We start from the raw sequence: 11,516 nt of genomic DNA on the forward strand, positions 1-11,516 counted from the left end.
AAAGCCCGGTCGGAAATCCGACCGGGCCGATTGTCGTCGACAGAAGCCGTCGGGCCTTACATCTTCTTCTGCGTGTCCTTCGCGGTGTCCGTCACCGCGGTGCCGGCGGACGAGATGTCCTTGCCGGCGCCCTGCATCGTGTTGCAGGCGGAGAGGGCCACGGCGGCGACGAGCGCGAACGCCAGGGTGCGGATCATGAAAGGCTCCTCGGTTGGACCGGGCATCCGCAACAGTCGGACGCATACCGGAATTGGCTGTCGATGAACGCGCCCTGACCGCGGAAGTTCCACGGCCGACGCATCCGCCGGAACCCTACCAGCGCGATTCGCGACCGGAAAGACCGTGCGTCAGCGGCGACGGCGGTCGTCGGTGCGCACGCGGACCGGCGCGGGCTTGCGGCTGGCAACGCAGACCAGGCCGGCAGTCAGCGCAATTCCGAGGGCGACTTCGAGGAGGGGGGCAAGGTAGGCCATTGGGTACTCCCGGAGCTGCCGCCATCATCAAGCACTTTTCCCGCAGATTTCAAGTGCGACGGAAGGTCGTGTCAAATGTTGCCGATTTTTCCGGCTCCGGCTTTTGCCGCGGGGGCCCGCGCCCTATATTCCGCGGGCAACTCGACCGGAGATTTGTCGATGTTCCCTGCCGCGCTCATGCCGCTCGCCTGGACCGCGCTCCGATTCGGGGCGGTGGCGGCGGTGGCGATCGTCGCCTCGCGGGCCGCGTCGCACCCCAAGGATGCCGGGCAACAGGCGGTGCTCGACGGGCTGCCGGAAGGCATGGGCGGCCACGCCCATCGGGCCGAGGACGAGCGCGGCGTGCATGGCCACGGCCGGATGCGCCGGGTGCTGCGGCTGAAGCCGGGCGGGCCGGCGGTCGAGATCGACGCCGCCGCGCTGGGCCGCGTCCGTCTGCGGCGGGTGCTCTGATGCGGCTGTTCCACAGCGCGACGTCGCCGTTCGTCCGCAAGGTCATGGTGGTGCTGCACGAGACGGGGCAGCTCGACCGGGTGGAGCTGGTGCCGGCCGCCGGGTCGCCGGTGGCACCCGGGACGATGCCGGTGGCGGTGAACCCGCTCGGCAAGGTGCCGACGCTGGAGCGGCCGGACGGGCCGGCGCTCTATGACAGCCGGGTCATCACCCGCTATCTCGATGCACTGGGCGAAGGCGGGCTCTACCCCGAGTCGCCGCGCCTGTGGGAGACGCTGACGCTCGAGGCGACCGGCGAGGGGATTACCGAGGCGGCGCTCCTCATGGTGTACGAGGCGCGGCTGCGCGAGGCGCAGGCGCAGAACGGCGACTGGATCGAGGGCCAGTGGAGCAAGGCGGCGCGGGCGCTCGACGTTCTGGAGGCGCGCTGGCTGGCGCATCTGGCCGGGCGGATCGACGCGGGGCAGATCGCCGTGGGGTGTGCCCTCGGCTATCTCGACTTCCGGCACGGCGCGCGCGACTGGCGGGCCGGCCGACCGGGCCTTGCCCGCTGGTTCGAGCGGTTCGGCGCGCGGCCGGCGATGGTCGCGACCCGGCCGGTGGAGTAGGGGGCCGGCTTCGCGCGTCGTCGCTATGCCGGCACGACCGTCCAGCCCGTGTCGTAGCGGTATTCCTCCAGGTTGACCCCCGTGCCGCCCACGCGGTCCACGATCAGGAAGTGGCCGGGGCGGCCGAGCGGGGTCAGGACGCCGTGCCAGACGTTACGCAGGTAGTTCACCCCCTGTCCCGGGCGGGTCAGGAAGGCGCGGGGCCGGCCCGGGCGGCCGCCCTCGTCGGGCGCCACCACCACCAGGAACGGGTCTTCGCCGATCGGCACGAAGGCCTGGCTGCCGAGCGGGTGCCGCTCCACCAGGTCGAAGGTGAGCGGCAGCGGGTAGGGGCGCCCGTAGCCGACGCTGATCCCCGCTCGGCCGCCCTCGGTGAAGTCCATCCGGGCGCGGTCGTGGAAGCGGTCGCACATGCCGCCGTTGATCGGATAGCTCTCCCCCGCCGCTTCGATCACGTCGCCGAACGGTGCGAAGGCGGCGGCATCGAGCGGCTCGGCGACGAGGGTGCGGTCGGTTGCGGCGAGATCGGACATCGGCGTTCCTCCGGTTTCCGCCTTGGTCCCCGCTGGCGGCGATTGCGTCAAGCCGGGCATTGCCCGGAGCACCTTCGCGGATAGAGTGAAGGTCAGCCGCCTGAGGAGACCCGGGGACATGGACGCGATCGCAGCCTATGACGAGATCTCGGCGCGGTTGCGCCGGATCGGGGCGCTGGAACAGGTGGCGGGGTTCCTGAACTGGGATCAGGAGACCCAGATGCCGCCGAAGGGCGGCGCGCAGCGGGCCGAGCAGGCGGCGGCGGTCGCCTCGGCGATCCACGACCTCGCCGCCGACCCGAGGCTCGGCGAGCTCGTCGCGTTCGCCGCGACGGCGCAGGGCCCGGACGCGGTGAATGTGGCCGAGGCCGGGCGGCTCCACCGCCGCGCCGCCAAGGTCCCGCCGGCGCTGGCGGCGGACCTCGCCCGGACGGCGTCGCTGGGGCAGGAGGTCTGGATCGCGGCGCGGGCGGCGAGCGACTTCGCGGCCTTCGCGCCGACGCTGGAACGGATCGTCGCGCTGAAGCGGGCCGAGGCGGAGTGCCTCGCGGAGCCGGGCGTCGGCGGCTATGACGCGCTGCTCGACGGCTTTGAGCCGGGCACGACGGCGGCGGAGCTCGACACGATCTTCTCGCGGCTTCGGCCCGGCCTTGTGGAGCTGGCCGGCCGGATCGCCGCGAAGGGCGCGCCGGTGCCCACGGTGGCCGGGCGATTCCCGGCGGCGGCGCAGATGGCGCTGGCGAAAAAGCTCGGCGGCGACTTCGGCTTCGACTGGCAGGCCGGGCGGCTGGATCTCGCGGTGCACCCGTCGTGCTCCGGCTCGGCCGGTGACGTGCGGATCACCACGCGGGTCGACGAGGCCGATCCACAGGATTGCCTCTACTCGACGTTCCACGAGGTCGGTCACGCGGTCTACGAGCAGGGCCTCGACCCGGCGCAGGCGCTGCTGCCCGCGGGGATGCACGCCTCGATGGCGGTGCACGAGAGCCAGTCGCGGCTGTTCGAGAACCAGATCGGCCGCAGCCGGGCGTTCTGCCGTTTCCTGTTCGGCGAGATGCAGGCCGGCCTCGGCGGGGAAAACGGCGGCGGGGCGGGGGTGGTCGATGCCGATGCGCTCTGGCGGCTGGTGAACGCGGTCGCGCCCGGGTTCATCCGCACCGAGTCCGACGAGGTACACTACAACCTGCACATCCTGATGCGCTTTGACCTCGAGCGCGCGCTCATCGCCGGCTCGCTCGCCGTGGCGGATCTCGAGGCCGCGTGGAACGAGCGGTTCCTCGCGGACTTCGGTCAGGCGGTGCCGGACGCCCGGCGCGGCGTGCTGCAGGATGTCCACTGGTCGGCGGGGCTGTTCGGCTATTTCCCGACCTACACGCTCGGCAACATCTATGCCGGCGAGATCCACGCGGCGCTGCGGCGCGACATCCCCGACCTCGACGACCGGCTGACCGCCGGAGATCTGGGCGCGGTGCTGGCGTGGCTCGGCGCGCGGATCGACCGGCGCGGCCGGATGGTGCCGCCGCGGCAGCTGATCGCCGAGGCGGTGGGGCACGAGCCGGACGAGCGTGCGCTGCTCGACTACCTCGGGTCGAAATACGCCGGCCTGCATGATCTCTGAGCCGGTGGTGCGCGTGGGCAGGCGGTGGCGGCGGGTGCGCCGGTGGCTGGTGCGGGGCGCTGCGGCCGCGCTGGCGCTGGCGGTGGCGCTGGTGATCCTGTTCCGCTTCGTCAATCCGCCGCCGGGCATCCACATGACCGCCGAGCGCCTGCGCCTCGGCGGGATCGAACGCGAGTGGGTGCCGCTCGATGCGATGGCCGACGACCTGCCGCTGTCGGCGGCGGCGGCCGAGGACGCGAACTTCTGCCAGCACTGGGGCTTCGACCTCGCCGGGATCCGCTCGGCGCTCGAGGACGGCGGACGGCTGCGCGGCGGGTCGACGATCAGCCAGCAGGTCGCGAAGAACGTGTTCCTCTGGCCCGGACGGACCTGGCTGCGCAAGGGCCTCGAGGCGGGGTTCACCGTGCTGATCGAGTTGTTCTGGCCCAAGCGCCGGATCATCGAGGTCTATCTCAACGTCGCGGAGATGGGCGAAGGCGTGTTCGGCGTCGAAGCGGCGGCGCAGCACTACTGGAAGATGGGCGCGGCAAAGCTGGGGCCGCAGCGGTCGGCCCGGCTGATGGCGGTGCTGCCGAACCCGCGCGAGTGGTCGCCGGTCTCGGGCAGCCGCTTCATCGTGCGGCGCGGCGCGCAGATCGAGAAGGGGGCGGCGACGATCCGGGCGGACGGGCGGGCCGCCTGCTTCCTCTGAGACGGTGGCCGACGTCGCCGGGGCGGCGCCGGGGCCTGCCGCTCTCGTCAGTGCCTGTCGGTGCGGCTGGTCACCCAGTCCATCACCGCGAGCAGCACGCCCGAAGCGACGAACGTGAGGTGAATGATGACGAGCCAGCGCAGCTGCGAGGCGTCGAGCGGCGTCCCGGAATGCGTCTCGCCGATCTCCATGAACCGCTTCAGCAGGTGGATCCCCGAGATCGCCACGATCGAGGCGATCAGCTTCATCTTGAGGCCGGAGAAGTCTACCGTGCCCATCCACGAGGGCCGGTCCACCGTCTCGGCGATGTCGAGCTTGGAGACGAAGTTCTCGTAGCCGGAGAACAGCACGATGAGCAGCAGGTTGCCGGCGAGCGTCAGGTCGATCAGCGTCAGCACGGCGAGGATGGTGTCCTCGCTCGTCATCGTCATGACCTGCGGCGCGTAGTGCGCAAGCTCGCGCATGAACGTGATGGCGAGTATCGCGAGCGAGACGACGAGGCCGAGGTACATCGGCGCCATCAGCCAGCGGGCGGCGAAGAGCCCCCGCTCGAACCGGGTCTCGAGTGCCGGCTTCTCGCTCATCTCTTCTCCCGTTCGCATGTGCAGCAACCATCTAGGGCTGGCGGCGGCGGGAGCAAGGGACAGGAGTGTCCGAAGGGGCGGGTGCGCCGGATGGGGCGGGGCGCCCGGGTGGGTGCGTGTGAGCGTCCGGCCGCGCGCCGGGTCTCGGACCCGGTTCCGGCGGAATTGACTCGGGCCCGGCCCTGCGCCACAAGGGCGCTTTCCCGCGGGGGTGCGGCCCGCGCGGGCCGTGCTTGCGCTCTCTCGAGGAGACTTCCGCCGGTGATCCCTCCCGTCCTTCCGACCTATGCCCGGGCGCCGCTCGCCTTCGTGTCCGGCGAGGGGCCGTGGCTCGTCGAGGAAAGCGGCGAGCGCTATCTCGACCTCGGCGGCGGCATCGCCGTCTGCGCGCTGGGCCATGCCAATCCGGTGCTGGTGCAGGCCGTGACCGAGCAGGCCTCGAAGCTCTGGCACACCTCGAACCTCTACAAGATCCCGCAGCAGGAGGCGCTGGCCGAGAAGCTGGTGGCGGCGACCTTCGCCGACACCGTGTTCGTGACCAACTCCGGCACCGAGGCGATCGAGTGCGCGATCAAGATGGCGCGCAAGCACTTCGACTTTGCCGGCGAGCCGCAGCGGAACCGGATCATCGCCTTCGAGGGCTCGTTCCACGGCCGCAGCTATGGCGCGATCTCGGCGGCGGGGTCGGAGAAGATGGTCAAGGGGTTCGGCCCGGTCGTGCCGGGCTTCGACCACCTGGCCTTCGGCGATCTCGACGCGGTTCGCGCCGCCATCGGACCGGAGACCGCGGCGGTGCTGGTCGAGCCGATCCAGGGCGAGGGCGGCATCCGGCCGCTCAGCGTCGAGCAGCTCCGCGAGCTTCGGGCGATCTGTGACGAGGCGGGAATCCTGCTGATCCTCGACGAGATCCAGTGCGGCATGGGGCGGACGGGCAAGCTCTTCCATCACGAGTGGGCCGGCATCACCCCGGACATCATGACGGTGGCGAAGGGGATCGGCGGCGGCTTTCCGCTCGGCGCCTGCCTCGCGACGGCGGCGGCGGCGGACGGAATGGGGCTCGGCACCCACGGCTCGACCTACGGCGGCAACCCGCTCGCCTGCGCGGTGGGCTGCGCGGTGATGGACGTGGTGACGGCGCCGGGGTTCCTCGATCAGGTGAGCCGGATTTCCGGCCGGTTCCGCCAGGGGCTCGAGGGGCTGGTCGCGGCGCATCCGGAGTTGTTCGAGGCGGTGCGTGGCGAGGGGCTGATGCTCGGCTTGAAGTGCCGGAAGCCCAACACCGACGTCGTGGCCGCCGGCTACAAGGCGCACGTGCTGGTGGTCGGCGCCGCGGACAACGTCGTGCGGCTGCTGCCGCCGCTGAACCTGACGGAGGCGGAGGTGGAAGAGGGGCTGCGCCGGCTCGACGAGGTGGCGACCGCGATCGAGGCGGCCGCGGCGTGAGGCACTTCCTCGACCTCCACACCACCGACGCGGCCGAGCTGCGCGGGATCCTCGATCAGGCCCGGGCGATGAAGGCGGCGCGCGCCGGCTGGCCGAAGGGGCGGCCGGATGCCGAGACGCCGCTGGCCGGCCACGTGATCGCGCTCGTGTTCGAGAAGCCCTCGACCCGGACGCGGGTCAGCTTCGACGTCGGCACCCGGCAGCTCGGCGGCAGCACGCTGGTGCTCTCGGGCGGCGAGATGCAGCTCGGCCACGGCGAGACCATCGCCGACACCGCGCGGGTGCTGTCGCGCTTCGTCGACCTCATCATGATCCGCACGTTCGAGGAGGCGACGCTGACCGAGCTGGCCGAGAACGCCAGCGTGCCGGTCATCAACGGCCTGACCGACGCGAGCCACCCGTGCCAGATCATGGCGGACGTGATGACCTTCGAGGAGCATCGCGGGCCGATCAGGGGCGCCAAGGTCGTCTGGTCGGGCGACGGCAACAACGTCTGCGCCTCGTTCCTGCACGCGGCGGGGCAGTTCGGCTTCGACCTGACCTTCACCGGGCCGGCGTCGCTCGATCCCTCGCCGGCGGCGATGGCCTTCGCCCGGTCGAAGGGCTCGACGGTGACGATCGAGCGCGACCCGATCAAGGCCGTTGCCGGGGCCGACCTGATCGTCACCGACACGTGGCTTTCGATGCACGACCCGCAGAGCGCCCGCGAGCGGCGGCATTCGCTGCTCCGGCCGTATCAGGTGACGACGAAGCTGATGGCGGCGGCCAAGCCCGACGCGCTGTTCATGCACTGCCTGCCGGCGCACCGCTCCGAGGAGGTGACGAGCGAGGTGATGGACGGGCGGCATTCGGTGATCTTCGACGAGGCGGAAAACCGGCTGCACGCGCAGAAGGCGATCCTGCGCTGGTGTCTGGAGGTGTGACGTCAGGGGATTTCAGGGGCGGTGCCATGCCTCTGAAATCACTTGTATAAGTCTTCACCAATTGTCGGTTGGCCGGATCCGCGGCCCCGGAGGGGCCGGGGCGGGGAGCACTTTCCCGGCCCGGCGATCGTACCCAGGCAGCGGAGGGCGGGCCCGCATCGGTTCCAGACCGGCGGTCGGCGGGTGTCTTTGGCGAGCGTCTGGCCGGACCTGCCTGCCGAGCGTCGCGCGCAGGCCCGGTCGGCCGCCTGATCGGCGGCCGCCCCTCGTCTACTCCGCCGCCTCGACCCGCGGGGCGGGGGCGTAGTTGAGGATCGGGGCGAGCCAGCGCTCCACCTCGGCGACGGGCATCGCCTTGCGGCGGGCGTAGTCCTCGACCTGATCGCGCTCGACCTGCGCCACGCCGAAATAGTAGCTCTCCGGGTGGGCGATGTAGAGGCCCGAGACCGACGAGGCCGGCCACATGGCAAAGCTCTCGGTCAGCTCCACCCCCGTCGCCGCCGTGGCGTCGAGCAGGCGGAAGAGCGTGGCCTTTTCCGTGTGGTCGGGCTGCGCCGGATAGCCGGGCGCCGGGCGGATGCCGCGGTAGGGCTCGGACACCAGCTCCTCCGGGGTGAACCGCTCGTCCGGCGCGTAGGCCCACAGCTCGCGGCGGACATGCTCGTGCATCCGCTCGGCGAACGCCTCGGCGAAGCGGTCGGCGAGCGCCTTGACGAGGATCGCGGAATAATCGTCGTTGGCCCGCTCAAAGCGTTCCGCGATCGTCTGGTCCTCCATGCCGGCGGTGACGACGAAGCCGCCGACGTAGTCCGGCGCCTCGGGGGCCACGAAGTCGGCGAGGGCGACGTTGGGCTGGCCCACCCGCTTGGAGCGCTGCTGGCGCAGGGTGAAGAGGGTGGCGAGCTCCTGCGTCCGGTCGTCGGCGGTGAACAGGCGGATGTCGTCGCCGACGGCGTTTGCCGGCCAGAAGCCGACGACACCGCGCGGGCGGAACCACCGCTCGGCGATGATCCGGGCCAGCATCGCCTGCGCGTCTTCCCAGAGCGCCCGGGCCGCCGCGCCCTGGGTCTCGTCCTCGAGGATCGCCGGATAGCGCCCCTTCATTTCCCACGCCTGGAAGAACGGCGTCCAGTCGATGTAGCCGGCCAGCTCGGCGAGATCCCAGTCGTCGAAGGTGCGGGTGCCGAGGAAGCCCGGCTTCGGCGGCACATAGCCGGTCCAGTCGACCGGAAACGGATTGGCCCGGGCGCTCGCGAGCGGCAGGCGGGTCTTTTCGCGCTCCGCCCGCTCGTGCGCCTCGGCGAGCTTCAGGTACTCGGCCTGCACGCCCGCGACGTAGGGCGCCTTTGCCTCCGCCGAGAGCAGCTGGCCGACGACGCCGACCGCGCGGCTGGCGTCGTTCACGTGCACCGCCTGCCCGCGGGCATAGCGCGGGTGGATCTTCACCGCGGTGTGGACGCGGCTGGTGGTCGCGCCGCCGATCAGCAGCGGGATCTCGAAGCCCTCGCGCTCCATCTCGGCGGCGACGTGGCTCATCTCCTCCAGCGACGGGGTGATGAGGCCGGAGAGGCCGATGATGTCGACGCCCTCGGCCCTGGCCGTCTCGAGGATCTTCTGCGCCGGCACCATGACGCCGAGGTCGATGATCTCGTAGTTGTTGCAGGCGAGCACGACGCCGACGATGTTCTTGCCGATGTCGTGGACGTCGCCCTTGACCGTCGCCATCAGGATCTTGCCGGCGCTCCGGCGCGCCTCGCCGCCGTTCAGGCGCTTCTCCTCCTCCATGTAGGGGAGCAGCACGGCGACCGCCTGCTTCATCACGCGGGCGGACTTCACCACCTGCGGCAGGAACATCTTGCCGGAGCCGAACAGGTCGCCCACCACGTTCATGCCGGCCATCAGCGGGCCCTCGATGACATGGAGCGGACGCTCGGCCGCCCGCCGCGCCTCCTCGGTGTCGGCGTCGATGAACTCGGTGAGGCCGTTGACCAGCGCGTGTTCCAGCCGCTTCTCCACCGGCCACTCGCGCCAGGCGAGGTCGCGCTCCTTCGCCTCCTTGCCGGCGGTTCCCTTGTAGCGTTCGGCCAGCGCCAGCAGCCGCTCGGTCGAGTCCGGCCGACGGTTCAGCACCACGTCCTCGCAGGTCTCGCGCAGCTCCGGGTCGATCGAGTCGTAGACCGCGAGCTGGCCGGCGTTGACGATGCCCATGTCCATGCCGGCGGCGATGGCATGGTAGAGAAAGACCGCGTGCATCGCCTCGCGCACCGGCTCGTTGCCGCGGAACGAGAAGCTGAGGTTCGAGACGCCGCCCGAGATGTGGACGTGCGGCAGGGTGGCGCGGATCTCCCGCGTCGCCTCGATGAAGTCGACGCCGTAGTTGTCGTGCTCCTCGATGCCGGTCGCCACCGCGAAGATGTTCGGGTCGAACACGATGTCTTCCGGCGGGAAGCCGACCTGCTCGGTGAGGATGTGGTACGCGCGGGTGCAGATCGCGACCTTGCGCTCCTTCGTGTCGGCCTGCCCCTGCTCGTCGAAGGCCATCACGACGACGGCGGCGCCATAGGCGCGGCAGAGCCGGGCGTGGTGCAGGAACGCGTCCTCGCCCTCCTTGAGCGAGATCGAGTTGACGATGGGCTTGCCCTGCACGCACTTCAGGCCGGCCTCGATCACCTCCCACTTCGAGGAGTTGATCATCAGCGGCACCCGGGCGATGTCGGGCTCGGCGGCGACGAGGTTCAGGAACGAGGTCATCGCGGCGGCGGAATCGATCAGCCCCTCGTCCATGTTGACGTCGATGACCTGCGCGCCGTTCTCCACCTGATCGCGGGCGACGACGAGCGCGGCGGGGTAGTCGCCGGCGGTGACGAGCTTGCGGAACTTGGCCGAGCCGGTGACGTTCGTCCGCTCGCCGACGTTGACGAACGGGATCTCCGGGGTGAGCGTGAACGGCTCGAGGCCGGAAAGCCGCATCCGCGGGGCGATCTCGGGGATCTCGCGCGGCTTGTGGCGGGCGACCGCCTCGGCGATGGCGCGGATGTGGTCGGGCGTGGTGCCGCAGCAGCCGCCGACGATGTTGACGAGGCCCTCCGCGGCGAACGCCTCGACCTGCCGCGCCATGAAGGCCGGGCTCTCGTCGTACTGGCCGAAGGCGTTGGGCAGTCCGGCGTTCGGATAGGCGCAGATCAGCGTGTCGGCGACCTCGGACAGCTCGGCGATGTGGGGCCGCATGGCCTCGGCGCCGAGCGCGCAGTTGAGGCCGACGCTCAGCGGGCGCGCGTGGCGGATCGAGTGCCAGAACGCGGTCGGCGTCTGGCCGGAGAGGGTGCGGCCGGAAAGGTCGGTGATGGTGCCGGAGATCATGATCGGCAGGCGGACGGATTTCTCCGCGAACACCTCCTCGCAGGCGAAGATGGCCGCCTTGGCGTTCAGCGTGTCGAAGATCGTCTCGATCAGGATCAGGTCCGCCCCGCCGTCGACGAGGCCGCGGATCTGCTCGGCATAGGCGGTGCGCAGGTCGTCGAAGCTGACCGCGCGGAAGCCCGGGTCGTTCACGTCCGGCGAGATCGAGGCGGTGCGGTTGGTCGGCCCGAGGGCGCCGGCGACGAACCGCGGCTTGCCGTCCTCGGCCGTCGCCCGGTCGAGGGCGCGGCGCACGAGGCGGGCGCCATGGAAGTTCAGGTCGTAGACGCGCGCCTCCATGCCGTAGTCGGCCTGGGCGATCGAGGTGGAGGAAAAGGTGTTGGTCTCGACGATATCGGCGCCGGCGATGGCATAGCGGTAGTGGATCGCCTCGATCGCATCGGGCTGCGTCAGGATGAGGAGGTCGTTGTTGCCCTTCTGCGCGTGCCCGTGGCAGGCGCAGGCTCCGTGACCTGTGAAGTCGTCCTCCTCGAGGCCGAGCCCCTGGATTTGCGTGCCCATGGCCCCGTCGAGCACGAGGATCCGCTCCCACGCCGCCCGGCGCAGCGCGTCGCCCGCGTCGATCCTCGTGTTCTCGGCCATGTCACTCTCCCGCATCCCGGACGTGCCCATATAGTCGCTCCGTCTGTCGCGGGAAAGTGCAGGCGATTCCCGGATTGCGGCGGCCCCGGGGCTCCACTATAGAGCGTCCCCAGGCACCCGTAGCTCAGCTGGATAGAGCGCTGCCCTCCGAAGGCAGAGGTCACAGGTTCGAATCCTGTCGGGTGCGC

The 11,516-nt window shown here is 70.8% G+C and carries 11 protein-coding genes and 1 tRNA gene; 7 read left to right on the top strand and 5 right to left on the bottom strand.

The features are described 5' to 3' along the window. Nucleotides 1-56 precede the first annotated feature (56 nt). Both QM699_RS19455 and QM699_RS19460 read right to left on the bottom strand, forming a co-directional pair. Entirely contained in the window at nt 57-197 is a 141-nt protein-coding gene (locus QM699_RS19455; protein ID WP_415012638.1) for an entericidin A/B family lipoprotein, read from the bottom strand. A gap of 150 nt (nt 198-347) precedes the next feature. Further along, a complete protein-coding gene (locus QM699_RS19460; protein ID WP_415012639.1) occupies nt 348-473 on the bottom strand; it encodes a hypothetical protein in 126 nt (41 codons plus the stop codon). 159 nt (nt 474-632) lie between these two features. Between QM699_RS19460 and QM699_RS19465 the strand changes: the two genes are divergently transcribed. After that, a complete protein-coding gene (locus QM699_RS19465) occupies nt 633-926 on the top strand; it encodes a hypothetical protein (protein WP_415012640.1) in 294 nt (97 codons plus the stop codon). After that, nucleotides 926-1,534: a glutathione S-transferase gene (locus tag QM699_RS19470; RefSeq protein ID WP_415012641.1), complete on the top strand. Its 609-nt coding sequence runs from the start codon at nt 926-928 to the stop codon at nt 1,532-1,534. The genes QM699_RS19465 and QM699_RS19470 overlap by 1 nt, the downstream gene beginning before the upstream one ends. A 23-nt stretch (nt 1,535-1,557) precedes the next feature. Here the strand turns inward: QM699_RS19470 and QM699_RS19475 are convergent, their stop codons facing one another. Then, entirely contained in the window at nt 1,558-2,067 is a 510-nt protein-coding gene (locus QM699_RS19475) for an ureidoglycolate lyase (protein WP_415012642.1), read from the bottom strand. A gap of 118 nt (nt 2,068-2,185) precedes the next feature. Here QM699_RS19475 and QM699_RS19480 point away from each other — a divergent pair, with 118 nt between their 5' ends. Further along, on the top strand, nt 2,186-3,685 hold the full coding sequence (locus QM699_RS19480; protein WP_415012643.1) for a carboxypeptidase M32: 1,500 nt from the start codon (nt 2,186-2,188) through the stop codon (nt 3,683-3,685). Continuing rightward, nucleotides 3,675-4,376 carry a monofunctional biosynthetic peptidoglycan transglycosylase gene (gene mtgA, locus QM699_RS19485; protein ID WP_415012644.1) on the top strand — a complete coding sequence of 234 codons (702 nt, stop codon included), beginning with the start codon at nt 3,675-3,677 and terminating at the stop codon, nt 4,374-4,376. Before QM699_RS19480 ends, mtgA begins: the two co-directional genes overlap by 11 nt. Nucleotides 4,377-4,423: 47 nt before the next feature. Here the strand turns inward: mtgA and QM699_RS19490 are convergent, their stop codons facing one another. Then, nucleotides 4,424-4,960, bottom strand: coding sequence for a TIGR00645 family protein (locus tag QM699_RS19490; RefSeq protein ID WP_415012645.1), 537 nt, complete (start codon nt 4,958-4,960; stop codon nt 4,424-4,426). Nucleotides 4,961-5,221: 261 nt separating this feature from the next. Between QM699_RS19490 and QM699_RS19495 the strand changes: the two genes are divergently transcribed. Together QM699_RS19495 and argF are read left to right on the top strand one after the other, a co-directional pair. Further along, a complete protein-coding gene (locus tag QM699_RS19495; RefSeq protein WP_415012646.1) occupies nt 5,222-6,403 on the top strand; it encodes an aspartate aminotransferase family protein in 1,182 nt (393 codons plus the stop codon). After that, nucleotides 6,400-7,326, top strand: a complete 927-nt coding sequence (gene argF, locus QM699_RS19500) for an ornithine carbamoyltransferase (protein WP_415012647.1) — start codon at nt 6,400-6,402, stop codon at nt 7,324-7,326. Before QM699_RS19495 ends, argF begins: the two co-directional genes overlap by 4 nt. 270 nt (nt 7,327-7,596) lie before the next feature. On the opposite strand, the gene metH is transcribed toward argF, so the two are convergent. Then, the gene (gene metH, locus QM699_RS19505) at nt 7,597-11,328 is read right to left on the bottom strand and encodes a methionine synthase (protein ID WP_415012648.1); all 3,732 of its coding nucleotides are present in this window, start codon (nt 11,326-11,328) and stop codon (nt 7,597-7,599) included. 113 nt (nt 11,329-11,441) lie between these two features. On the opposite strand from metH, the gene QM699_RS19510 reads away from it, so the two are divergent. After that, nucleotides 11,442-11,515 (top strand) — tRNA-Arg (locus tag QM699_RS19510). The last annotated feature ends 1 nt before the right edge of the window (nt 11,516 follow it).

Origin of the sequence: Amaricoccus sp. (assembly GCF_047602525.1) — a bacterium.
Lineage (GTDB): Bacteria > Pseudomonadota > Alphaproteobacteria > Rhodobacterales > Rhodobacteraceae > Amaricoccus.

What these genes read in the sequence shown, in the direction of transcription:
- QM699_RS19490 (WP_415012645.1), bottom strand. Translation starts at nt 4,960, where the DNA reads ATGAGCGAGAAGCCGGCACTCGAGACCCGGTTCGAGCGGGGGCTCTTC.
- QM699_RS19455 (WP_415012638.1), bottom strand. Translation starts at nt 197, where the DNA reads ATGATCCGCACCCTGGCGTTCGCGCTCGTCGCCGCCGTGGCCCTCTCC.
- QM699_RS19465 (WP_415012640.1), top strand. Translation starts at nt 633, where the DNA reads ATGTTCCCTGCCGCGCTCATGCCGCTCGCCTGGACCGCGCTCCGATTC.
- QM699_RS19475 (WP_415012642.1), bottom strand. Translation starts at nt 2,067, where the DNA reads ATGTCCGATCTCGCCGCAACCGACCGCACCCTCGTCGCCGAGCCGCTC.
- mtgA (WP_415012644.1), top strand. Translation starts at nt 3,675, where the DNA reads ATGATCTCTGAGCCGGTGGTGCGCGTGGGCAGGCGGTGGCGGCGGGTG.
- QM699_RS19470 (WP_415012641.1), top strand. Translation starts at nt 926, where the DNA reads ATGCGGCTGTTCCACAGCGCGACGTCGCCGTTCGTCCGCAAGGTCATG.
- QM699_RS19460 (WP_415012639.1), bottom strand. Translation starts at nt 473, where the DNA reads ATGGCCTACCTTGCCCCCCTCCTCGAAGTCGCCCTCGGAATTGCGCTG.
- metH (WP_415012648.1), bottom strand. Translation starts at nt 11,328, where the DNA reads ATGGCCGAGAACACGAGGATCGACGCGGGCGACGCGCTGCGCCGGGCG.
- QM699_RS19480 (WP_415012643.1), top strand. Translation starts at nt 2,186, where the DNA reads ATGGACGCGATCGCAGCCTATGACGAGATCTCGGCGCGGTTGCGCCGG.